We start from the raw sequence: 24,003 nt of genomic DNA on the forward strand, positions 1-24,003 counted from the left end.
GTTACCCCGCGTCTTTCAATTCAAAGTGGCCATTTTCGAGATCCACATCGGTACGGAACAGAAACTCTAATGGATACGGTACGCACCACAGCCGCCCTTTGATTTCAATCGACAGGACGTTATGTAAATCCAGTGACTGGGTATCAGAAATACAGCGGACCTGCAGCCCCTGCGGCAGAATGCGCGGCTCGAAGCTGATAATCGCCTCGGTAAGTTTGCGCTGAATATCCTGCCACTCAATATCCGACATCCGTTTCCCGGCCAGCGGCGCGACGCCGAAATTAACCACCGAACGGCGCACGTGCGCCAGCGCGGCCAACGCCTGCGGATCGTCATGATTGATGGTATTAAACAGCCACTGCAGATCGCGCAGCACGTGACGGCGCAGCGTACTGTGGGTGATCAGGTTGCTGTTAAGCGGCTCTGATTTTTTCTGCGGCTGATTATCGGTCAGGCGGTCGAGCAGCGACGGCTGCATCTTATCGCGGGCGCCAATGGTCTCTTGTTTGCTACGCGCCTGCCAGCCGCTGCGCAGCGCGTCACCGTCGCGTACCGGTTTGTTCATGCAAAACTCACCACGTCGAGAGAGAGAATCGGGAATTCATCGCTATCGTTAAGCCACACTTTCTGTCCGTGGCCCTGATAGAGCGATCCTTCGTCGTCCAGCGGCTGCCACTCGGTGGCGCGGCCCAACTGGAAGCGGGCTTCCGCCTGCGGCGTGACAGGGTAACGCGCGGGGATCTGACACACCTGCTCGCTTCCATCGGTCAGGCGCACCAGAGCGTGGCGCCACACCAGATCGGTGACGCTCGCCGGGGCCTGAAAACGAATTTCGGCGATAGCGGCGAACGGCAGCCAGCAATACCGGCCATTGACGATAAGTTCGCAAACCGGGCCCAGACGCGCGTCGCCGTCCATCAACCAGTGAAAAGCGACCGCGGGGGTATCCGTCTGATTGAGATTACCAGGATTAAGGGGCGCCTGTTCAAAGGCGGCCAGCCGCTGTCGCTGGGCGGTTTCTGAATCGGAACAAAGCGCGGAGGCCAGCGCAGACAGCCACGGCCACTGGCTGTCCGGCATCTGCGGGCGGGCGCTGCCGGCAAATACCGCATCGCGCTGCTGCTCGCCCTGAATGCTCTGTTCCAGCAGGGTGACCGTTGGCTGGGCCTGCGGCTTCAGCGCCAGCCAGCTTTTTAGCTGCGCCAACGCGCGCGTCCAGTTACCGCTCAGGCATAGAAACTGAACGAACGCCGCACGTAAATCGGCATCGGCGGGACGGCTTTTGATCTCGCTTTCCAGGCGTTGCAGCGCCGCGCCGACGCTTTCGCCAGCCAGCTGTTGATATAGCGTGTTCATCGTCGCTCCTTAGTTTGCCGCGCGCCATGCGCCGGCCGCCGGGTTACGCAGCAGCGGGTGCAGGCCGTCGATAAGCACAACGTTGAGTTTAATATCCGGCGCCAGCCACGGCGTCCAGACGCTACGCGCCGCCTCTATCCGCGCCTGTAGACGCGACGGATCGTTGGCCAGTTCCTGGGACATTTCGATAGCCAGCGTGCCGGTCATCTGCCAACCGTTTTGCCCGGCGACATAGGGCAGGATCATCCAGCTTTGTTGAGCGTTTTCATTGCTGACTACCATGCGTTGATTATTGACCGCGGTGATCAGAAGTTTATTGGGGTCAGCGGCGGCATTGAGACCCAGGACCGGGAAACCATGTACGAAGGTCACGGTGCTCTGCTTTTCTTTACCGTTAACGGATTGAGTGATGACGGTGCGACCGCTCAGCCAGCCGCCCTTTTCGCAACTACCGGATTCAACGGCGGGGATGAATAAGGCGGCGGCGTTTTCCTGCCAGAAGGTGCGCAGTCGACAGCCGCCCTGCAATGTGAACTCCTGCCACGGCGTGCGGTCGGCGGCGGGAGACAGTTTTTCCGCCTTCTCTTCCGGCGGCAGCCAGGCTGGCGCGACGGGCTTTTCCGCCGCCACGGCGGTCTCGGCGGGCGCGACTTTTACCGCCCATTTTTTGTTTTTCGCCGCGCTCCCCTGGGCGATATGCCCATTGTTAGCGTCAACCAGCGTCCAGTTCAGCTGCTGTAAACGCGAACACTGATGCTCCATTAACGCGCCGACGCGCGGCAGGAAGTTATCCAGTATCTTGACGTTCTTATTGCCATTGGCGACGATGCGTAGCGCCACTTCATTAGCGCACCAGCTCTGCGCGGTATTGCCCTTGATGTTATCGATCCAGACATCCAGTTTTTGCGAAGGCGATTGCACGATACGGTAGTTTTCCGCCTGCGCGACGCCGGTGGCGGCAAATAGTGCCGCACCCAATATCCAATGTTTCATAAAAATCCTTCTTAGCCTGTCTCAATCCCGCAGGGGGAAAAATTGCGCGGCGTCGGCCAGCGAGTGCAGCAGCGTCGCCTCTTCCGGACTGCCCATCCATACCGCGACGGCGCTGTAGTTGTCCTGCGAGGCCTGGTCGCCGTCATTGTTTCTCTGAAGATACTGATTCATCAGGGTTAACCACTCCTGCGGGGTGTTGACCATCTGCAGGGAGGATTTCATCTGCTCTTCGCCGACGCCGTGCCAGAAACCGTCGGTACAGAGCAAAAAGGCATCGCCATCTTCTACCGGCACCACATCGCTATAGCTGGCTTCCGCACCGTCGCTGGCCATGCCTAACGCCCGGTACAGCAGGTTGCTGTTAATATCGTCGGTCTGATGTCCGGCATCTTTCATCTGTTGGACCAGACTGTGGTCAGTGGTGACGTGGTACAGCCAGCCGCGGCGAAACAGGTATAACCGGCTATCACCGGCGTGGGCCCAATAGGCCAGCTTATAATCGCGATCGATAAACAGGCTCACCAGCGTGGTGCCCATTCGCCGATAATCCGGCGTCGCCTGCTGTTGCTGGAGAATGGCGCCGTTGGCCTGCTGTACATACTGGCGAATGGTCTGGGCGTTCAGATGATTATCGCCGTCAAACCGATCCAGAATAGCGTTGCGCGCCAGTTCCGCCGCCACCTCGCCGCCGGGCAACCCGGCAATGCCGTCGCAGACCACAAAGCAGGCGGAGCGCTCACCCACGCATTCGCCGGTCTGATCCTGATTGCTGGCGCGCGTTCCCTGGCGGGAAAGAGAAGCCGTGGTAATGTCCATTATTCTTCCGATCCGCTCTGTGAGTCTTTGTACTGATTCACTTCCATGTCATAGGCATAGAGGAACGCTTCGCCAAACAGGGTGTGGAAATCGTCTTCAATTTCCCCGGCGGTTTCGCCGTAGGTACGGACAAAATAGTCCCATAACGCCGCTTTGCGGCTGGCCGGAAGCGCCAGGCGCGAAGTATGGCCATCGCGCTTAGCCTCTTCTTCCAGCTGCTCGGGATTAAAGGACTGCAGCATCGCGGCAATAATGGCGCGGATCCCCGAGATCATCCCTAACTGATGGGCCTGCAGGTCAATCAACGCATCGCGTACCGATTTTTTCGGCGGCATAAAGCCCGGCATCCGCGCGCCGAACATCTGCATCAGCACGGTTTTCCCGGAAGGCAACAGCTTGAACGGGTTATTGGCGTCGTCCAGTACCATGGTCATATCGGCTTTGACGCCGCGTTTGAGGATCGAACGCGAAGAGAGCAGCGCGACGGTTCCCTGCGAGAACATGCTCAGCATTTGACCAAGCTGCCGCATATTCTCTTTGTCGAACTGCGGCACCGGCTGCATATCGCCGAGCCCCATGCCTTCCAGTAAGGCTTCCAGTAGCTCTCCCTGCAGCACTTCGCCGTTACCCGGCTGCGGCGTGCTGGTCGCCTGATGTTCATGACGTACGGGATCGATACGCAAGCGCCCTTTTGGCGTCTGGGCGGCTTGCCGCGCCACGGCCTGCGGCGTCGGTAAGGTTATTTCCGGCGCTTCTTCACGCGCTGCCGCGGGCGGCTCCTGCGGCGGCTGGGCCATCAATAATGGCGAATCAAAAGCGGCATCAGGTTCGTCGGCAACCGTTTTAGCAGGCTCTTCGTTGCTGAAGGCATCTACCGATGTCAGCGGCGCGCCGCCCATTAGCCCCAGCGGATCGTCATGACGCGCGGTTTTGGCGCTAGCGTCGCCGCCAAAGAGCGCCAGCGGATCCAATTCTGCCTGCGGCTCATCGGCGACAGGCTGAGCCGGTTTTTCAACTGGTGGCACCAGCGTCGTTGGCGTAACGTCGGCAAAAATACTGTCGCGATCAAATGGGGTGTCATCGGCAAACAGGTCGTCCGTCGCCACCGGCGGGCGCTCAAACAGAGGTTCACTATCAGCGAACATCGCCAGCGGATCTTCCGGATTACGTTCGGCAGGCTTCGGCTCGGCGAAGGGATTAGGCGCATTATCGGCCTGCGGCTTAGCCCGGCTGCTGGAGATGCTGTCGGCAATCGAGAATTCCTGCATCAGGCTATCCCAGATTTCTGATGGTACCGCGGTTGGCGCGGCTTCCGCCACGGTGGGCGCTGCGGATGGCGCGGGTGTCGACGGTTTCGCTGTGACAGGCGGCTGACCGCTCGCCGCCATCCGGCTTATCGGTTGGCTATCCTGCAACAGATCGCTGACTTCGATGCGATAGTCGTCAATAGCGAGGATATCGCCATCCTGGAGTTCAACCTGACGCCCCCGCTCCAGCGGGATCTCGTTGAGTACCACCCGCGTCACGTTGCCGCGATTGGTAATTTTGCACTCGCCGTCTGCCGCCACGTGAACGATGGCCTGCAGGCGAGAAATGGCGCGGTCGTCATCCGGCAGCACCAGGTTATTGTCCGTGCCGCGCCCAATGGTACCGCCCGGCGCGTAAAAGTCACAGCTGCCCTGCGGGGGCTGATGACCGGCTTTGGTCGAAATAATCGTGAATCGCATAGCCTATTCCTGCTGATATGATTGGCGCACAAACGCTGCCGCTCTCGGAATAAGAACGGCGGCGTTTACGGGCGAGTTATTGAGTCATTTAGAAAAAAAAGAGAAGTAAATTTAGCGAACTAATTATCGCCCAGCAAGGCCAGAATGAACATCACCGTAAATAAAAATAACATTAACCAAGTCAGGCGCTGAAAATTCTGTAGCAAGGAAATGTCATAATATTCTCTGACTAACTGACTCGCCCCAGACTTAAGCCAACCGCCCCCTTTTCTTTTTATCTTTTTCTCCTTAAGAATTGCGGCCATTAATGATGCTCGAAAACCGAAACCGGGTAACCCCAGCTTTTCATATAAATAATAATCCTGGTAATCAAGAAAACCGTTCCGCCGTAATAATTCGAAAGCGCCAGCTAATTCCTGATCGTGTTTTTTATAATAATCATGATAGATAATCAACATTACAAATACTGCAACAAACAAAAATGAAGAAATGATGAGGTGATAACTAACAATAGACATTTTAGTTAACGCATAAGCGTCCATACCAGAAGCACTAAGAACTCAATAGCCATTATAGTAACGCATTTATAATAATTACGAATCCAGTCGAGTTCGAAGTTTGCGATGCAACGCTGACCTTCCCTGGCATCCAGTATTTTGGCATTACTCAATTTAACTGGCTTGCCATTATGAATTCGTGAAACCATTGCCACGCGAAAACTAAATCCCCAGAATCCTAACCTCTGCCAAAACTCATAATCTTGAGTACTAAGCAGTCCCTCTTGCACGAGTAATAGGCATATTGCTTCTACTTGCTTCGTATGGCGACGATAAAATAAAAAGAAAAATAATAGATGTAAAAAAAACAACTACAAGAAGCAAGTACAATATATCAAGGTAGTATTTCAATGTAGTATCAATCCCCACGATAAATTAATCTATTTAATGTATTGCCAATTTCGTCGCCAACGATACTACCAGCCCAAGAACCTGCTGCCGTAACTACTAATCCACATACAATAGTTCCTACACCATAAGTGGGAACACCAGCCGCTATACAAATAGGTGCTGCAAATGATGCTCCAGCCATACCGCCACCTATTCCCCCAGCAAACTCACTATATTTTTTGATTGCTACCTGACCACATTCGCTTTCTCGGCCTGCGGTGCAAGCGTGATAGACGTCATTGCTGGTGTTCATGAATGATAGACCAAATGCCACCCAGCCCCCCATCTTCATAAAAGCGGCAGCTTTGGCTGCACTGTTCACATAAGTTGCGTAACCGGGTATTGCCCCAATGCCAACTGTGCTCCATTCATGAACGATAGATTGAGTAGACAATCCAAGTACCCTTTTCATATCGTTATAGTCATTGAATTTAAGGGACTTTCTTACAACCTTATTAAGCAGTGGTTTTAGCTGAGTAAATAACGCATTTCGTTCAGCATAGAATTGTTGTCCAATCAAAGCACCTTGTGTCCTGAATTGATTTTGATACGTTGCTTCAATTTTTTTCAGAATACTCTCGATTTGCCTGAAATATTTTTCGCCTGAATCGCTCGCATTGCCAACTATCGCATCCCCCCACGAAGTAATGGTAGATATTTTATCATAATTTTTATTGAGCATTTCAGCCACTGAATTATCAACTGTCGATAATGCTGTGTTTACTTTTTTCTTGGCGACAAAAAGTGAATTCATCTGGAATGCTTGATTTAAGTTGTTTGGGTTGGCAATAATTAATATCTGGCCTGGTTTGACCCATGGGGTATCGCGATTAAGCTGCATAAAGTAACGGGCGGATTCACAATTGATATTATTGAATAATAAGCGAGCTTGAAAATCCAATGTTCCCGGCTGCTGTACAATACAGTAACCTGGTAATAAGTTTGATTGTCCCTTCATTTTCTTAGTCCCTGGTGAATTAAACCGAACCAGAGAGTCCCCCGGTTCGGTTAAAGCAATATAATTATGCTTCTTTATTTTCTTTGATATTCCAGCCGGCGCTGCTTTCTGCCCCTTTACCGCCAGCGGAAGTCTGCTCCCAGTACTGCTGTTTCACTTTCGCCGCCTGGAAGGCATAGGTTACGCCAACGGTGTCGCCGTTATCGGCGCCGGTGTACTGCACAGAAGTCACCAGTACATCTTCGAGGGTGATTCGCGCATATTCAACCTGCTGACCACCGGCTTTGCAGACCGAAAGTTCAACTTTGGTCAGGTGCTTGCCGCTGGAGCAGTGCTTCAGAATCGCGGTGGTGGATTTGTCGATCAGCGCATTTACGTGCAGGTCGTTGAAATTCACTTTACCCGCACCGCCACCGCCGCCCACGCTCATATTACCCGGCTGGGATGCGCCCCAGGAAAAAGAGGTAATATCAGTCCAACCGGTGTGATTAGAATCTTTTGATTCACCGGTTACACCCTCGACCTTCAGAAACATATCAATAGCCATAATATCTACTCTTCGTTAATGAAAATTATTGCTTTCGAAAAAGCACTTATATGGCAAACAGGAAAGCATGGGGCTGAATAAAACCATCCATATTTTACCTCTGCCTCAGAGCAACAGGCTTAAGCCCATTGCTGGTCTTAACACTCATGCTGTGAAATAGCAGGAATGCAAAGTTGAAATTAATGCGGGTTATCCTGACTCCAGGTTTTATTAGGATCACCGATGATTATCTGGGAAGTTAATTTCCCAAAACCATATTTCTTTGCAGTCGGTGTAGTTCCATGGCGTGGTACCTGCCGGGAGTCGCCTCCCGGCGGCATCATATTACGCTTCCTTGGTTTTCAGCGACGGCAGCTTGGAAACCAGACGCAGCGACACGGTAAGCCCTTCCAACTGGTAGTGCGGACGCAGGAAGAACTTCGCGGTGTAGTAACCCGGGTTGTCTTCGATCTCCGCTACCTGTACTTCAGCGGCCGCCAGCGGTTTGCGCGCTTTGGTCTCCTGCGACGAGTTAGCCGGATCGCCATCGACATAGTTCATCACCCAGTCGTTCAGCCAGCGTTCCATATCATCGCGCTCGCGGAAGGAGCCGATTTTGTCGCGCACAATGCACTTCAGGTAGTGAGCAAAACGGCAGCAGGCGAACAAGTACGGCAGACGCGCAGCCAGACGGGCATTCGCCGTGGCGTCGGCATCATGATATTCCGCCGGTTTCTGCAACGACTGCGCGCCGATAAAGGCGGCAAAGTCGGAGTTTTTGCGATGGATCAGCGGCATAAAGCCGTTTTTCGCCAGCTCCGCTTCGCGGCGATCGCTGATGGCGATCTCGGTCGGGCACTTCATGTCCACGCCGCCATCGTCGCTCGGGAAGGTGTGGCAAGGCAGATTTTCCACCGCGCCGCCGGATTCCACGCCGCGAATGGAGGTGCACCAGCCAAACTCTTTGAACGAGCGGTTAATGTTCGCCGCCATCGCATACGCCGAGTTGGCCCACGCGTAATTGTTGTGATCCGCGCCGTCGGTCTGCTCTTCAAAATCAAAACTGTCCACCGGGTTGGTTCGAATACCGTACGGCAGGCGCGACAGGAAGCGCGGCATCACCAGCCCCAGATAACGCGCGTCTTCCGACTCGCGCAGCGAACGCCAGGCGGCGTATTCGGTATTCTGGAAGATTTTGGTGAGGTCGCGCGGGTTCGCCAGCTCCTGCCAGGACTCCATCTGCATCACTTCCGGTGCGGTACCGGTAATAAACGGACAATGCGCAGCCGATCCGATTCGCGCCATTTCGCCCAGTAATTCCACATCCTGCGGACTATGGTCGAAATAGTAATCGCCGACGATGCAGCCGAATGGCTCGCCGCCAAACTGGCCGTACTCCTGCTCATAAATTTTCTTAAAGATCGGGCTCTGGTCCCAGCCCACCCCTTTGTAACGCTTCAGAGTGCGCCCCAGCTCCTGCTTGGAGATGCTCATAAAGCGGATTTTCAGCATCTCGTCGGTTTCGCTGTTGTTGACCAGGTAGCTCAGGCCGCGCCATGCGCTTTCCAGTTTCTGGAACTCATCATGATGCAGGATCTGATTCACCTGGCGCGACAGCTGTTCATCGATACCGGCAATCAGGTTCTGGATGGTGCGATAGGTGTCGTTGGAAAACGTGACGGTGTTTTCCAGCGCCTGCTGCGCGAGGGTTTTTACCGCGCTCTCAACGGCGGAACGCGCCTGGTCGGTTTTCGGGCGAAACTCTTTGTTCAGCAGCGCGCTGAATTCATCCTGGCTAAAGGCCTGGCTGGACTGCTGCTCATGTTGTTGAGTCGGGTTGCTCATCGATTACTCCTCGCTACCTTTCGCACTGTCATCTTGTTTCGGCATCTGGCTCAACGATTTGAGCAGCGTCGGATCCTGCAAAATTTTGGCAATCAGCTCTTCCGCGCCGTTTTTGCCGTCCATGTAGGTGAGCAGATTTGAAAGCTGGGTGCGGGCTTCCAGCAGTTTGTTCAGCGGCTCCACTTTGCGGGCCACGGCATCCGGCAGGAAGTCGTCCATGCTGTCGAAGGTTAAGTCGACGTTCAGTTTGCCTTCGTTGGTCAGCGTATTGTCGACCTGGAAAGCGACGCGCGGTTTCAGCGCTTTCATACGTTCGTCGAAGTTATCAATATCGATGTCGAGAAACTTACGTTCATCGACCGCGGGTTGGTTGTCGACCGGTTTACCCACCAGATCCGCCATTACCCCCATTACAAACGGAAGCTGGATTTTGCGTTCCGCACCATAAATCTCTACGTCGTACTCGATCTGTACGCGGGGCGCACGGTTGCGTGCGATAAATTTCTGCCCACTTTTACTTATTGCCATGATGTTCTCCATCGAAGATGCGCGGTAAAGGTTGAGCGCCAGACCTTATGCCTGTCGCCATAATGTCCGGACGCGTCAGTCGCGACGTCCAAAAATGTTTTCCAGTTGATGAACGCCGTCCGGCGCTAAATCGCGGATGATGTCCATAAAATCCAGCTCAATCAGCCGCTGTACCCGTTCAATCATCAGCGGCGCAGGGTGACTCGGTTCGTGCTGGGCGAAGTACTGTTTTACTTTTTCCAGCATTTGCTGCGCCTCGGCGCGGCTGCTGATTTGCGCGCTGCGCCAGTCAACGGCTGACGGCGCATGCGCGTCGGGAATCGCTTGATGTTCACTCACGGCACTCTCCTCGCGGGACGCGTGAAAGGACGAAATATCGGTTATCTGGCAGGCGCCGGCGACGATACCGACGGTCTTCTGCAGTTGTTCCATTTCCGGCACGCCGCTTTCACCCAGACAATCGCATAATATTTCGCGGATGGTCTGCAAGCGCTGGTGAATGGCGAGGATGGCGTCAATCCCCGGCTGTCCGCCGCGGGCCAGTTCATCAATCAATCGCGAACGGCCGCCGGGATAATCCGTGCATTCGGTTTTACTGCCATCGAGCAGCGCCTGCGCATCGCGCAATAGCAGTTCATCGCCATTACTGCGTAACAGCACGGCATTGCGTAACGCGCTGGTCAGCGCTGATTTATCACTTAGCCCCGCGAGCGCATTGATACGGTAAAACGGATCAGTTTCGCCATACTCTTCCAGCAGCGGATAGATAGGCTGCCAGTAAAGCGACAGCGCCTGTTGCACCAGCAGCAGGCCATCCGCGTAACCACTCAGACCGCGGCGTTTTGTCCACGCCTGAGTCAGCGCCAGCATGACGCGCAAATCTTTGGTGCGGCTAAGTAGCCCAGCCGCCAGCTTTTCTACCGTCGTCCAGTCAGCGGGTTCCGCCGGGATAATGGTGTCGCCGAACTGCTGCTCGGCTTTACCCTGCATCGCTTGTTCCATTGCCTGGAAATCGGCGTCATATTCGAGGTTTTCACCGCAGGGCTGCTCCGCGCTAACCGGAGCAAGGAATTCATCAATATTCATGGCCTACCTGCTTATTCAAACATCGGCGGATACAGACCGTGACGGCCCGGTCTCGCGCCCCCGGCGGGATCAAACAGCAGCGTGAACAGCTGGCCGGTCAAATTACCGCTATGGACGTGGGTATAGAGCGGATAACCATCGGCGCGGTTGGTCCACCAAAAACTGGTCTGACGCTGCGGATCAAAACAGTCCGCCGCCTGCTGCCAGCCAAGGGAGCTTTGCCCATCTTGCTGATAGCCAATCACGTCGAGTATTTCCGAACGCTTTTCCGCCTCTACCAGCTTTGGCGCCGGAATGGCGAGTAGCGCCTGGTCAAGTTGTTCAGCGGAAAAGCCATTACGTACCGCATGCAGCAGCGTTCTGCCCACCTGCTGATACCACTCTCCGGCCTGAGTGAGGATTGAAGGCGACCACTCCAGCGGGTTGAAGGCCATTTGCGCGCAGATGGGATACTGGCGGCCTACCCGATCGCGTCCGGGGATCAGACACCCCATCTGTACCATCTGGCCGCTCAACATCGGCGGGACGATAAAATTCCACACCGGCGCGTTGCTGAACTGGCGTTCGCCGCTACGCTGTTGCTCCTGTTGCCAGGCCAACAGCCCCACCTGAAACCATTGCGACCACTGGCGAACCAGCATGTCCGGAAATCGACGTTGTAAAAAATCGCCGGTACTGGGGAGTTTCCCGTACCAGCTCATCGCAGGGGCGTGAGTCATTCGGCTTTCCTTGCGGTTATGGACATGAGAAACGGGGAAGCTGGAACGGATTGCGAATACTGTTCGGCGCAAACTCCAGCGTGACCTGATAACCATCGACGTTAAACGTTGCCTGACGGCTCAAACTGCTGCTGCCGGGCGCGGTGCGCGCTTTATCAAAGAAGCGGTTCAGCGCCCATGAGCCGCTGGTCACCAGCGTCGAGGTGGTGCCATCGGCCAGACCGAGTTGCATACGCACCTGATTGGTGCCGCCCGGCCCTGGCCAGCTCATCATTTGCACCGCCTGCGGACCGTGGCTGTAGCGCAACTGCTGGCCATCAACATCCAGCGTCAGGTTGAGGATCTGGTTGTCCATGCTGATGGTGCGCACCGTCACTTTAAATGACGGCGTGGTCGCGCCATTGGCAAAGAACGCGTCGCGGATCGATTGCGCCTGCTGGAAAGGCCTTAATAACCCTTCACTACCCGGCAACGTTTTGCCATCGATGCCGGGCATAAAACGCCAGCTGGACTGCGTGGTATCGACTTTATTGGTCAGGTTGTCACGGAAGAAGGTATCCATCATGCCGGTGCCCGGCGCGAACATACGCGCCAGATCGTCCGGCGTGACTTCACTACTGGCGCTGCGAACCAGCGGATAGCGCCCGGCGATAGCCTGGCGGCAGAATCCGCCGACTTCCACGTTAATCCGTTTACGTACGTTATCAAGATCGCGGCGCTGGGTATCACTGCTGGCGCCGACCGCCATTTTGCTGAACATGGTTTGCAGTCCGCCCGGTAAGCGCCCGGCGCTGGCCTGTAGACGGCTAATCGCGTCGCCGCCCGGCGGTTGCATACCGCTGTTGGCGGCATCCTGTACCGCGGTCAAGTAGCGATAAAGTTCGTCGATCTGTTTGAGGAAATCGTCGAACACAATCGTTTTGCCGCCCTTTTCCAACGGCTGCGCCAGCTCGATCAGCGGCGCGTAGTGTTCGGTTACCAGCTGTTCCGGCGTCTGGCTAAGCGCCGCGCCCTGGGTTGCGCCGCCCTCATCATGGCGAAAAAGCGCTTCCAGCGTTCGGGTCGCACGGTTGCCCTGCTCGGCTGAACTTTCGCTTTTAACCGTATCCGGCTCGGCGCGCGCCAGGTTCAGCACCTGGCTCAGGCTGATAACCAGCCGGCGCAGCGGCGAGTTACTGGCGGAAAGCAGGCGCGCGGTGTTGATCCGCGATGACAGATCGGCGCTATTGTTGAGCTGAATATCGGCGAGGAAGCGATCCCAGTTGGCGATAAAATCACGCATATAGAGCTGGCGGACGGCGTTATCGGTTTGCTGCTTATCTTCCGACGCGCTGGCGGCGCCCAGCACCCAGATATCATCTTCATGCAGCGCGCTGGTCACGTTATCGATCTGTTTATTGAACACCTGCCAGTAGCCATCTGGCGTGTACAGCCCTGGCACGCCTTCTGCGATCGGTGTACCGCTTTTACGCGAGAACACCAGTTCGCTCTGCGGCCCGCCGAGCGTCGCCAGCGAGACCGCTTTCAGATTGTCGTCATGCTCAAGCAGACGTTTCAGCCGACCATACACTCTTGAGGAGAGCGGTTGCTGGTTAATCAACGCCCGTTCGCGGGCGATCAGCGCATCGTCTTTGGCATACGGCGAGGACTGGATTTGCGGTTCCAGTAGCTGGACCAGATGCCCTTCCAGCTGTCGTAGCTGCGCCTGCGTCACGTTTTGCGGCAGGTTACGCTGCAGGTTAAGCATCACCCAGGAGAGTAAAAACTTGCCGTCATACTGCTTGGGCTGATAGAGCATTTGATAGGCTTTCAACGCCTCGTAGCTATATTCGGCGTCACTGCCATTATCGTTGCGCAACCAGGTAGTGATACGCATGGCGACATCCGGTAGCAGCATTTGCTGCAGCGCTTTTTGATACAGCGTCTGCGAGGCGTCGCTGACATCATTTCCGCGATAGAGCCCCATCCGGCGGCTAACCGGCGGGTCGTTGACGTCAAAATCGGCGCTCTTCGGCAATTCCAGCAGGCCGTTGAGTAGCGGCAGCATGGCGAACAGATCGCGCTGCTCGGGGTTTTGCAGCGCTTTGCTCTGCTGCTCAATCTGCGGCACCTTCGCCGAGACTTCTTGCAGGTAGGCCTTGTTTTTGCCGTAGCTGGTCAACCACAGTACGCATGAAATGATTAACAGCGCCGCGAGCGCCGCATAGCCTGACCAGATCGCCGCGCGGTTACGCAGTTCCCACCAGCGGTTCTGCCCCGCGATGCCGGCTTCCTGGAAAATCACGTTTTGCAGCAGGTTTTTAATGAAATAACTCTGGCCCTTGGCGCCGGGGATCGGCGCTTCTTTACTGACCGAGTCCCAGTTGTCGTTTTCATTTCCCTGCGGCAAAGACAGCGCGCGATTGAGTTCGCCCATCACGCGGTCGAACGGTAACCCTTCCTGGGTGCCGCTGGCGAAATAAATGCCGCGCGGTGAAAACTCGGTTTCAAAGTTAGAGCGGGCAAAAACGGTACTAAGATAGTCCGCTAACAGCGGTCGCAACGCCGCAAACTCTTGCGGGAACAGCCAGGCTTCGGCGCGGGTTTTGGCATCATGCTCTTGCAGCATCGTATCCGGCAGCCCCGCTTCAAGCCGTTGTTGCAGTAACGCAAACTCCTGGGTAAAGCGGCCCATCAGATCGAAGTCAGCAAGGCTTGCCTGCTCCCACGGGAAAGTGAAGCCCCAGATTTGATCGCGCTGCGACTTGTCGTAACCGGCAAACCAGGCGCGGAAGCCTTTAAGCAGATCGGCCTTCGTCACCAGTACGTATACCGGGAAACGAATACCCAATTGTTCATGTAGTTCAGAGAGACGCTGGCGCAGATTAACCGCCTGCTGCCGCGAGGCCTCCGTCGATTGCGTTAACAGATCGGAGATACTTACCGTGACGATAACGCCGTTAATCGGCTGGCGGCGGCGGTATTTACGCAATAACCCCATAAACTTCAGCCACTCGCTGGCGTCCTGCGCCTGCTCGCTCTCCTGGGTGGTATAGCGCCCGGCGGTGTCCAGCAGCACGGCTTCGTTGGTAAACCACCAGTCACAGTTGCGCGTGCCGCCGATGCCGCGTAACGCCGTTTTACCGAAGCGGTCGGCTAGCGGAAACTGCAGCCCGGAGTTGGCTAAGGCTGTGGTTTTACCGGAGCCGGATGCGCCAATTATCACATACCACGGCAGCTGATACAGATAGTGGGTGCTAAAGCGCTGGGTCCACTGACCATTACCGGTTTTGCTGAAGTGCGCTTTTTTCAACATTTGCGCGGCTTCATCAAAGCGATCGGCGAGGATCTGGTCTTCGCTATTGAGGCGCTGCTGCGGATCGTTGCCCTTCGGCGTGTCTTCCTTCAGGTTATCCATCAGCTTGCGGTTAAGCCAGGCGTTGTACAGACGCGGCAGAATGTGGCTTTGCGCCCAGATGAGGTACACCAGCGCAATAGATATAACGCGGTTTTGTTCCGATTCCAGCGGCCTGGTATCGACAATCGACAATAGCGGGCCAATCATCCAGATGACGGCCGCCACCGCCGTGGCGCCGAGAAAACCCCACAGCAGCCGGTTGGTCAGTATGGAAAGCAGAAGTGTCAGCATCCTTAATTTCCTTGGGGCAATCCGTTCAGCTCAGCCCGGGTATTATCGGGCGACACCAGCAGAGTAATTTCCACACGGCGGTTACGGGCACGGTTCTCAGGAGTGGTATTCGGCGCGATGGGGTTCATTTCCCCTCGCCCTTCGGCTTTTACGCGTTCGGGCTGCGTTAGATGATTTTGCAGTTGTTTTTGTACCGAACGCGCGCGTTCCAGCGACAGCTCGTAGTTCGAGGCAAAGCGCGCGCTGCGGATAGGCACGTTATCGCTATAGCCGACCACCAGAATGCGGCCGCTGACGTTGTTCATCGCTTGCGCAATACGGTCAATGACCGGGTCGTAGCGATCGCGCACCACCGTTGAGGCCGAAGCAAAGAGCCCGTCGCCTTTGAGGATCACCACGCTGCGGTCCGCTTCGTCACGGACCGCAACCAGCCCTTCGGCAATTTCCGGGCGCAGAAAACCTCGCAGGTTAAGTACCGCCGGCAATTTTTCCGCCGGCTGAGCAATCGACGCTTCCGGCAACGGCGTCTGGTAAATTTTCGCCAACACCGGGTTGGTAGCATCGCCAAGCCGCCAGTTAAGAATGATATAGAACAGACAGGCGGCGAACCCCGCCAGCGCGACGCAGGCCCACAGCGGCACCACCGGACGCCACAGTTTACGCAGCACCGGGCGATCCTCGCCGTGAACCGATAACGGCGGCGCGTAGCCGCCGCGTACGCCGCAAATCATCTGCCACAGGCGCTGTTTGATAGTTTCCAACTGCGTGCGGCCGTTATCCATTACCCGGTAACGCCCTTCAAAGCCGAGCAATAAGCAGTAGTTGATCAGTTCCAACAGATTGATATGTTCGCGCGGATTCTGCGACAGGCGTGCAAGCAGCTGGAAAAACTTCTCCCCGCCCCAGGTTTCATTGTGAAAGGTCACTAAAAGACCGCTGCCCGACCAGACGCCGCTACTCCCCCATGGCGTCAAGGCCGCAGCCTCGTCCAGTGCGGTACACAGGCAGTAACGGGCGCCGACTATTACTTCGTAGGGTAACCCCGCCTGCTGACCGCGCACTTCAAAACGGCGGATTTCATCAATCAAACGCTGGCGCAAACCGGCCTGGTCATCGTGCGATACCGAATGACGGATCTGGGGAATCGCATTAAGTAATGGGTTGGCGGCCGTCACCAGGGGATTATTGCCGCTCACGCCATGGTTGGCATCGGCCTGTTGTTCCTGCATCATCAACGCTCGCTTTCTTATTCCGACGGGCTACGGATAGCCCAAAATTCCATATCCAGGCCGGGGAACTCGCCTGCCAGATGCAGAGCGAAGGCGCCAGATTTCTCCATGTCGTTCCACAGCTCGCCGCCCTTCTCGACTGCAAAGTAGTTGTAACCGGCATGCCACGGGATTTGCGGCGGCGCGGCGGGCATAGCGCGCAGAATTAAACCCGGAAGCTGTAGTTGCACCAGATCGCGAATTTTGCTCACCGGCGCGACTTTCATCTGCGCCGGGAAGTGCGTTTGCAGAACATCACCTGGTACGCTGGCTTTAACTGCCAATACGAATCCGAAATCACGCACCATGCTGCTCTCGGGTACCGTTGCGATGTTCAACCCATGCGATCGTTCTATCAGCGGCAGTTGGATGGCATTGTCTTCCATTACCTGTGATAACCCCTGGCGCAGCAACAGCATCAGTTTGCCGAAGCAGCTCGCGAGATCGTCATGGTCATAAATCGGCAACGCAGCATCCGGACCGCGCTGCGCCATCCAGGTCGTCAGCTCGGCGGCGAACGGCAGCCAGCTATTCCACAATGACTCGGGATGAACTAACGGCAGCGTTTTGAGATGTGAGAGATGGCCGAGATGGCGATTGACCAGCGCAAGTAGAGTGAACTCAATTAATTCGGAAGTATTAAAACGCCCCGGCTGTCGTAGCCGGCTGCCGATTTGCTGGCTACGCTGCGCCAGCAGACCATGCAAGTCGTTGATCATCGCGTAAATCAAAGGATGATTGATGCCGTTAAGCATCGGCGGGATATAGCCATTATCGAGTTTTACGGCGTTATCGTTGCGCTTTTCGGCGATGAACGCCACGCCGATGGCCGTCCACTCGGCGGTCAAATCCTTTTCCAGCATCAGGGTGAGCCGCGGGCGGGCAAACTGCACGGTGGCATCGCCGACCGACAGCGCATTGTCATCTTCCACATCCTGTTCAAACGCGGTAAATCGCGCCAGCGAGTCTTTTTCCTCGCTGAAGATAACCTCTTCCCGACCGCCGCGGCGTACCGGCAAGGCCAATACGACTTTTTCGCCCGTGACGTTATCCGGGATTTGCAACGGCGCCGGGCCCTGACGAGCATCGCGAAACTGGAAGAAAGTCCCATCCGGCAGCAGGCCGCTGGCATAGCTCAGAGCTATGCACCCCTGACGCAGCATCGCATCATCAAGTTCAATCTCAAGAAAACCCCACAGCCAGGAGCGCTGTAATCCGCCCCATTCGCGAATTTGCGTTTGCAGGTAGCTTTCTGCCCGCTGAAAGTGATGCGGACGCAAAAACATGCCTTCGGTCCAGACCACCTTTTCTGCTTTATTCATACAAATTTCCTGTTAGGGCTCGCGCTATTGCTGCACGACGCGGATCCCGTTAACGTCAAGATATAAATTGGCTTGCAGTTGATCTGCCGACAGTTTCCAGAACTGCCAGAAAGGGGTTTCGCCAGGCGTTGGCAGAGGAAGAGAAATGCGCCACTTTTTACCATCCAGAGATTGGTATTCCGCCATCACTCCGATATAACGCGCCTCCGGCGAGCTTTGCCCGCTGAGTTTTTTTGCCAGTTGCCCCGGCATCAGGAAAAATTCATCGCTGTTCAGCAAGTTGCCGGCGAGAACTTTTTGCGCGTTATTTTGTAAGGAGTAGAAATCGGCGGACATGAATTCCGCATCGGATTTCAGCACTAACACTCTGACCTTTAATGGCGCAGAACGGTTAATTTGCGGGTGGGCCTGGAACTGAAGATTGTATCGGGCAGGGTCGCTGTGTGAAGACGAACCACATCCACTAACCAACGTAAAAAGAAACAAATAAAACGCCAGCATGACCTGGCGTAAAAGAGAGTTATTATTCATACGGTGTCGCTCGTAAAGGCGGGATTAATCCAGAATCCAGGTACCGTTATTGCCGTTTTTGCAGGCTTTGGTATTTCCGTCGACGCTCACGCAGGTCGCTTTCTTACGCGCCTTCGGGCGCTTCGACTGTTCGCGAACCGTTTTATCATACAGCTCACTTTTGACAACGGCATTGGCCGGAGCATAGCCAATTAAATTTTCCTGACCTTCATTGGCTAACGCTATCCAGCCGTCCTGGGCCTGTCCCAATGCAATATAATTAGCACCTGGAACTAATTGCACAATCACTTTGCCGCCATACCCGGCCTGGCTCATTACCGCGGCGGAATACAGCGCGCGATATTCTGCGTTAATCGGGGTAAATTCCGTTGGAGGAACAACAATATGGCGATGGGTCAAATTGACGCCGTTAACCTGCGTGGTTTCAATGGTGTCATCGGTAATTTGCGGCTTCGGCGGCGCTTCGCACCCTGCCAGTGAAACCGCAATCATAGCGGCTAAAAACACTCGCGTTTTCATATGCTTTTCCATTGCAATGCTATTATTTTCTTAAGGGTTATCCCTGCTTGAATAACAAGTCTGAATATCCTTAATCACTGTGCGTAAAAGGGTTCCAGCTGTGATATGGCCATAGCTACCGCACGAATCTTCACCGCAGTGGATCCCTTTATTACATTTCATTAACTATCACCACACAATTTTACAGATCGATCGAGTCAATTCAACACGCAATTTCGCCTCGTAGTTATGGGTGGTTAGCGTATTTAAATTTTTAGGATTAATCTCACTCACGCATTTAGCGCTGAAAGACGAACAATCGCCAAAAAAGTGTAATCCCAAAAACCATACAAAATAAAGTGTAATTTAACCATGTGATTTAAAAGATATATTTAATTATTTTGCAAATCGGATTTTTCATTCGCTGTGAATATGGAATAGTCTTAAAAAATATTTGGCGGCAAAATTGCCCACCAATCTTGGTAGGCTATTTTTATTGTCATCAGGTAATGCTTACACTGTAAAAACTCAAAGCGATATTTGACATTATTGCGGTGGGCTTCTAAAGGCAGATTACGCGAAGCAACTACAACAGCGAATAATGAGTTGAATCTTAGGAGGATGAAATGCAGGAACTAAAACGGAGCCTGATGGCCCCGTTGTTGTTTTAGTGATGATGATTCTTGTGGTGTTTATAGTATTCTTTCTCACGCTTCTTCGCGTCTTTACGACCGTCGTGATAGCCCTTCTCGTAGGCTTTACGCTGTTTTTTCTCTAGCTTTCGCCAGTGCTTGTCACGATATTCATAATGACGATGCCAGTAGTCTTTGTCACGCCAACGGCCGCCATCCCAGTAATGACCGTAGGAATCCCGGTCGCCTATCTGCAGTTTAATAGCCGGTAAAAGCGTAATCTCCTCGGCCTGGGTGACGATCGGTGCGGATGCCAGCAAAACGGCGGCCAGCAATAATATTTTTCGCATCGGATTCTCCTTAGCTGTGCGTCTCGTAATATGTTGTAACACAACTGACCAGCTAATTATCCAGGTTAATTCTGCTTTTTCAGCTAACTGCTGAGAAAGGTTGTCGTTAGTTCTGCACGTTACGCGTACGGATAATAGACAAAATGCGTTTTATTTTTCTTTGCATCGGAGCGCGGCTTGCCCTGGTGGGGGAATCATAAGACAATGTGATTTTTCAAGCGTCTACATGCCTACGGGAGTAATGATTATCGCTTCTCGTCGCCTCCTCTCCGTCACCAGCATGACCCGGCTCGGCGCGGTTGCCGCCGCCGTACTGCTGCTCGTGACTTGCTCAAGTAAAGCGCCAAAATCGCTGGTGACCGCCAGCAAACCGCCCGTTACGCAAAAATCGGTAAAAAATCAGCAGCCAGTACGCGGCGTCTGGATCACCACGGTTTCCCGTCTCGACTGGCCGCCGGTGGGTTCAATTATCGCCAGCAGTCCGGAAAGCCGCATCAGTCAGCAAAAGCTGGCCTTGATTGCCAAGCTCGACAATCTGCAACGCCTGGGCATCAATACCGTCTTCTTCCAGGTCAAACCGGATGGTACCGCGCTGTGGGATTCCCACATCTTGCCGTGGTCAGACATGCTGACCGGCAAAATTGGCGAAAATCCCGGCTACGATCCGCTGCAGTTTATGCTCGATGAAGCGCATAAACGCGGGATGAAAGTTCACGCGTGGTTCAACCCGTATCGTGTTTCGGTTAATACCAAACCCGCCACCATCGCCGAACTTAACCACACCCTGACTCAGGTTCCCGCCAGCGTATTTGTTTTACACCGTAACTGGATACGCACCGCCAGCGATCGTTTTGTCCTCGACCCTGGGATCCCGGAAGTTCGTGACTGGATCACCAGTATCGTGGCGGAAGTGGTGCAAAACTATCCCATCGACGGCGTACAGTTTGATGACTATTTCTATACTGAGACGCCGGGATCGACGCTGAACGATAATCAAACCTATCAGCGATATGGACAGGGTTATGCTTCGAAAGCCGACTGGCGGCGTCACAACACCCAACAGTTGATAGCGCAGGTCTCACAGACCATCAAGAAACTCAATCCGCAGGTTGAGTTTGGCGTCAGCCCGGCGGGGGTATGGCGCAACCGCTCCCACGATCCGGCCGGTTCTGACACCCGCGGCGCGGCGGCCTATGACGAGTCCTATGCCGATACCCGCAGTTGGGTACAACAAGGGCTGTTGGATTATATCGCGCCGCAGTTGTACTGGCCGTTCGCCCGCGACGCCGCGCGCTATGATGTGCTGGCTAAGTGGTGGGCCGATGTCGTGAAACCCACTCACACCCGGCTCTATATCGGCGTGGCGCTGTATAAAGTCGGCGAACCGTCAAAAAATGAACCAGACTGGATGGTCGACGGCGGCGTGCCGGAGCTGAAAAAACAGATCGACCTCAATGAAACCACACCGGGTATTCAGGGGACGATTCTGTTTCGTGAAAACAACCTTAACCAGCCGCAAACCCAGCAGGCGGTTCAGTATCTGCAGCAGCGCTGGGGTAGCTAATTCCGGCTAATCACCCTCCCCGTTGTCGCAACGGGGAGTTTCTGTTTTCCGCATGAGAACGCGGGAAGGCAGATTAAACCGTCAGTTCCTCCACCACTTCCGCTACGCTCTTGATCCGCTGAATACTGCCGATGCCGGTTCCCAGTGAAATGTAGCCTTCGTCAGTGTTGCCCTCCAGCATACCAATTCGCAGGCCGCGTAAACCGCCCATTTCCGCGGCTATGGTTTCATTACTGGCGCCGGATTTATCTAACGCCACCAGCCTGGCGGCTAATTTACCCGGCAGCGAACGATAGTAATCTGGCAATGTGCGAAATAGCTGCAAATCCAGACCGTTAGCTTGCACGATCATCTCTTTCACCGATGGCGGCACGCGGCTCTCGGTGGTGCTGATAAACACGGAGCCGGCAAATACCCCCTGCGCGCCCAGCGCGTGGGCGGCCCTGGCGGTGCGCCGGTCGGTAATCCCGCCAGCCGCCAGCACCGGCACACGCTTCACCGCATCAACAATCAATGGCACGATGGAAAACGTCCCTAGCGCCGTTCCCGGAAGCGTTCCGCCTTCGTCGAAGCCGGTGGCGACAATAACATCAGCGCCCATCTCCTCGGCCTCGCGGCTGTTTTCCGGCGTCGGGTTAATATCACGATAAATAATGCTGATCCCGGCCTGCTTAAGCGTGGCAAACAGCGAGGGAATGATAGCTCCTTGACCATAGCCGGTATAAACCACCGCTTTAACCCCCTCTTCCTTGACTACCTCTACAATCGGCGGCGTCCAGATATCGTTTTCAACCGTCGGAATGAGATTTACAGCGAAAGGTTTCTCGGTGAGTCGTTTCGTTTTACGGATCTCTTCACGCATCTTTTCTGCCGTTTCCTGCGGCGTCGAGACAGCGGTTTGTGCGGTTAAACCTGCGTTCGGCCCTAATACGCCCAGCCCGCCGGCATTACTGACTGCGGCGACTAACCGGGCGTCGGTTAGCCAGGATAGCGGCCCCTGAATGACAGGTTTTTCAATACCGAGAATATGGCTAACAGAATGGTTTTGCATGATGCTGCTTCCTTAGTGTGTTTTCTGGCGCTTAGCGCTGGGATGACGCCACTGTAGGCCGCTTTATTGTTGGGAAAAATAGTAAAAGTTATCCTTCACTGTTATTAAATAAGTAATAATCAAAGTGAAATACGATGTTGTCATCGGAGCACATTGGCACAAATGAACTTAAATTTGTTTGAATCTATTAAGATTTTTATCGAGATTATCGAGTCTGGCAGCTTTACGCGCGCCGCCGAGAATCTACAGATCCATCGCCCGGCGGTCACGAAAGCGCTACAGCAGCTTGAGCAGCACTGCGGCGTTCGGCTTCTGCAGCGAACCACCCGACAGATCCACCTCACCCCTGATGGCGAGGCGTTTTATCGTCGTAGTAAACCCCTGCTGGCGCAGGCCGATGATCTTATGGAATCTTTCGCCCCGCAGCGTCCGCTACGTGGACAACTGCGCATAGATATGCCTATCTCCCTGGCGAAGTTAGTGGTCGTGCCGAATCTCCCCGCCTTTTATCAGCAACATCCGGAGATTGAAATTGTGCTGAGCAGCTCCGACCGGCGGCGGGATATGCTTCGCGAGGGCCTCGATTGCGTCCTGCGCATTGGCGAGCTTGAAGACGGTGACTATATCGCACGTCATCTCGGTACCGTCGGTATGAAAACCTGCGCCAGCCCGGCCTATCTGGCGAAATACGGCGTTCCCGCAACCCTTGACGACCTGCGGCATCATCAGGCGATCAACTGGCTGAATAACAGTAATCATCAGACCATGCGCTGGGTGTTTCAAACTGACGCCGGGCAGCAGAACATTTCGCTAGAGGGTAAACTGGTGGTGGATAATTCAGAGACTTACATCGCCGCTGGCCTTGCTGGACTCGGCATTATGCAGGGTCTGGATCTTTTCCTTCACCCCTGGTTGAAAAGCGGCGAGCTGGTTGAAGTCCTGCCGAATAATCCGGTTCCCTCCAGGAAGTTATCGCTTATTTATCCCCATCGTCATGTTTCGCGCAAGGTGCGCGTCTTCGCCGAGTGGCTGGCGACAATGTTATAGAAATACAGATAAAATAAAGCCCGGCGCTATCTGCCGCCGGGCATGAATTAAGGTGCGGTAAGTTCATCGTAGAGCGTTCGCAAACGGCTGCGAAGAAACAGCACCGCTTTGTGTTTACGCGACAGCCACGCCTGCTCGCTAGCGCCGCTCTCTGCCGCCAGCTCCCTGTAGCTATAGCCCTGCAGCTCGGTTTTCTCGAAGGCTTCACGCTGCAGCGGCGGCAGCTCCGCCAGCGCCTCGGTTAAAGCCTCCCACAGCAGTTCTTTAAGATAGGCTTCCTCCGGCGTCTGCGCGACGCCAAACAGCGTTTCCGCCAGCTCATCCTCGGCAAAGCCGCCATCGCCATCTTCATCAGTATCGAATGTTAATGGCAACTCGCGCTTCTTACGCGACCGGTCGGTCATTTCATTACGCGCCGCCCGGAATAACCATGCCGCCACGTTCTCCACCGGTTGCTCGACCTTCATCAGTTGCAGGGTGACTTCCTGCAGGATGTCATCGGCATCGTCACGTACGGCGGTTCTACCGCGAATAAACGCGCTTAAACGCGCACGACAGGCGGCAAGCGCAGACAGCAGCCGTGATTCCCCCGCCATCGCATTGTTTACCTC

Annotated in this window: 22 protein-coding genes; 2 read left to right on the forward strand and 20 right to left on the reverse strand. The window is 54.7% G+C overall.

What is annotated here, in order from left to right; all coding sequences use genetic code 11:
• Window position 1: 1 nt before the first annotated feature.
• The 18 genes from tssE to EAE_RS19720 form a co-directional block, all read right to left on the reverse strand.
• Window positions 2-565, reverse strand: a complete 564-nt coding sequence (gene tssE / locus EAE_RS19635; RefSeq protein WP_015705452.1) for a type VI secretion system baseplate subunit TssE — start codon at window positions 563-565, stop codon at window positions 2-4.
• A complete protein-coding gene (locus EAE_RS19640) occupies window positions 562-1,356 on the reverse strand; it encodes a type VI secretion system accessory protein TagJ (RefSeq protein WP_015705453.1) in 795 nt (264 codons plus the stop codon). The genes tssE and EAE_RS19640 overlap by 4 nt, the downstream gene beginning before the upstream one ends.
• Before the next feature lie 9 nt (window positions 1,357-1,365).
• Entirely contained in the window at window positions 1,366-2,349 is a 984-nt protein-coding gene (locus tag EAE_RS19645; protein ID WP_015705454.1) for a hypothetical protein, read from the reverse strand.
• 21 nt (window positions 2,350-2,370) lie between these two features.
• Entirely contained in the window at window positions 2,371-3,165 is a 795-nt protein-coding gene (locus EAE_RS19650; RefSeq protein WP_015705455.1) for a PP2C family protein-serine/threonine phosphatase, read from the reverse strand.
• Complete coding sequence (gene tagH / locus EAE_RS19655) at window positions 3,165-4,892, reverse strand: type VI secretion system-associated FHA domain protein TagH (protein WP_015705456.1); 1,728 nt, start codon at window positions 4,890-4,892, stop codon at window positions 3,165-3,167. Before tagH ends, EAE_RS19650 begins: the two co-directional genes overlap by 1 nt.
• Before the next feature lie 119 nt (window positions 4,893-5,011).
• On the reverse strand, window positions 5,012-5,434 hold the full coding sequence (locus EAE_RS19660; RefSeq protein WP_015705457.1) for a hypothetical protein: 423 nt from the start codon (window positions 5,432-5,434) through the stop codon (window positions 5,012-5,014).
• Between the two features lie 373 nt (window positions 5,435-5,807).
• The gene (locus tag EAE_RS19665) at window positions 5,808-6,797 is read right to left on the reverse strand and encodes a hypothetical protein (RefSeq protein WP_015705458.1); all 990 of its coding nucleotides are present in this window, start codon (window positions 6,795-6,797) and stop codon (window positions 5,808-5,810) included.
• A 64-nt stretch (window positions 6,798-6,861) separates the two neighbouring features.
• Window positions 6,862-7,344 carry an Hcp family type VI secretion system effector gene (locus tag EAE_RS19670; protein ID WP_015366565.1) on the reverse strand — a complete coding sequence of 161 codons (483 nt, stop codon included), beginning with the start codon at window positions 7,342-7,344 and terminating at the stop codon, window positions 6,862-6,864.
• Window positions 7,345-7,668: 324 nt separating this feature from the next.
• Window positions 7,669-9,168: a type VI secretion system contractile sheath large subunit gene (gene tssC, locus EAE_RS19675; protein WP_015705459.1), complete on the reverse strand. Its 1,500-nt coding sequence runs from the start codon at window positions 9,166-9,168 to the stop codon at window positions 7,669-7,671.
• A gap of 3 nt (window positions 9,169-9,171) precedes the next feature.
• A complete protein-coding gene (tssB, locus tag EAE_RS19680; RefSeq protein ID WP_015366559.1) occupies window positions 9,172-9,696 on the reverse strand; it encodes a type VI secretion system contractile sheath small subunit in 525 nt (174 codons plus the stop codon).
• Between the two features lie 75 nt (window positions 9,697-9,771).
• Complete coding sequence (gene tssA / locus EAE_RS19685; protein WP_015705460.1) at window positions 9,772-10,782, reverse strand: type VI secretion system protein TssA; 1,011 nt, start codon at window positions 10,780-10,782, stop codon at window positions 9,772-9,774.
• An 11-nt stretch (window positions 10,783-10,793) separates the two neighbouring features.
• Window positions 10,794-11,501 carry a type VI secretion system-associated protein TagF gene (gene tagF, locus EAE_RS19690; RefSeq protein ID WP_015366557.1) on the reverse strand — a complete coding sequence of 236 codons (708 nt, stop codon included), beginning with the start codon at window positions 11,499-11,501 and terminating at the stop codon, window positions 10,794-10,796.
• 16 nt (window positions 11,502-11,517) lie between these two features.
• On the reverse strand, window positions 11,518-15,129 hold the full coding sequence (gene tssM, locus EAE_RS19695; RefSeq protein WP_015705461.1) for a type VI secretion system membrane subunit TssM: 3,612 nt from the start codon (window positions 15,127-15,129) through the stop codon (window positions 11,518-11,520).
• A 2-nt stretch (window positions 15,130-15,131) separates the two neighbouring features.
• Complete coding sequence (locus EAE_RS19700) at window positions 15,132-16,361, reverse strand: DotU family type VI secretion system protein (protein WP_015705462.1); 1,230 nt, start codon at window positions 16,359-16,361, stop codon at window positions 15,132-15,134.
• Window positions 16,362-16,375: 14 nt separating this feature from the next.
• On the reverse strand, window positions 16,376-17,719 hold the full coding sequence (gene tssK, locus EAE_RS19705) for a type VI secretion system baseplate subunit TssK (protein WP_015366554.1): 1,344 nt from the start codon (window positions 17,717-17,719) through the stop codon (window positions 16,376-16,378).
• Between the two features lie 24 nt (window positions 17,720-17,743).
• The gene (tssJ, locus tag EAE_RS19710; protein ID WP_015366553.1) at window positions 17,744-18,250 is read right to left on the reverse strand and encodes a type VI secretion system lipoprotein TssJ; all 507 of its coding nucleotides are present in this window, start codon (window positions 18,248-18,250) and stop codon (window positions 17,744-17,746) included.
• Between the two features lie 24 nt (window positions 18,251-18,274).
• A complete protein-coding gene (locus EAE_RS19715) occupies window positions 18,275-18,769 on the reverse strand; it encodes a hypothetical protein (protein ID WP_015366552.1) in 495 nt (164 codons plus the stop codon).
• Window positions 18,770-19,415: 646 nt separating this feature from the next.
• A complete protein-coding gene (locus EAE_RS19720) occupies window positions 19,416-19,730 on the reverse strand; it encodes a DUF2502 domain-containing protein (RefSeq protein ID WP_015705463.1) in 315 nt (104 codons plus the stop codon).
• A gap of 280 nt (window positions 19,731-20,010) precedes the next feature.
• On the opposite strand from EAE_RS19720, the gene EAE_RS19725 reads away from it, so the two are divergent.
• A complete protein-coding gene (locus EAE_RS19725) occupies window positions 20,011-21,294 on the forward strand; it encodes a glycoside hydrolase family 10-like protein (RefSeq protein ID WP_042897607.1) in 1,284 nt (427 codons plus the stop codon).
• 73 nt (window positions 21,295-21,367) lie between these two features.
• On the opposite strand, the gene EAE_RS19730 is transcribed toward EAE_RS19725, so the two are convergent.
• Window positions 21,368-22,345, reverse strand: a complete 978-nt coding sequence (locus EAE_RS19730) for an NAD(P)H-dependent flavin oxidoreductase (RefSeq protein WP_015705465.1) — start codon at window positions 22,343-22,345, stop codon at window positions 21,368-21,370.
• Between the two features lie 162 nt (window positions 22,346-22,507).
• Between EAE_RS19730 and EAE_RS19735 the strand changes: the two genes are divergently transcribed.
• Window positions 22,508-23,392 (forward strand): LysR family transcriptional regulator, encoded by an 885-nt coding sequence (locus tag EAE_RS19735; protein WP_015705466.1) that lies wholly within the window; start codon window positions 22,508-22,510, stop codon window positions 23,390-23,392.
• Between the two features lie 47 nt (window positions 23,393-23,439).
• Here EAE_RS19735 and EAE_RS19740 read toward each other — a convergent pair whose 3' ends face one another.
• Entirely contained in the window at window positions 23,440-23,988 is a 549-nt protein-coding gene (locus EAE_RS19740) for an RNA polymerase sigma factor (RefSeq protein ID WP_015366547.1), read from the reverse strand.
• Window positions 23,989-24,003 lie beyond the last annotated feature (15 nt).

Source organism: Klebsiella aerogenes KCTC 2190, assembly GCF_000215745.1.
GTDB lineage: Bacteria > Pseudomonadota > Gammaproteobacteria > Enterobacterales > Enterobacteriaceae > Klebsiella > Klebsiella aerogenes.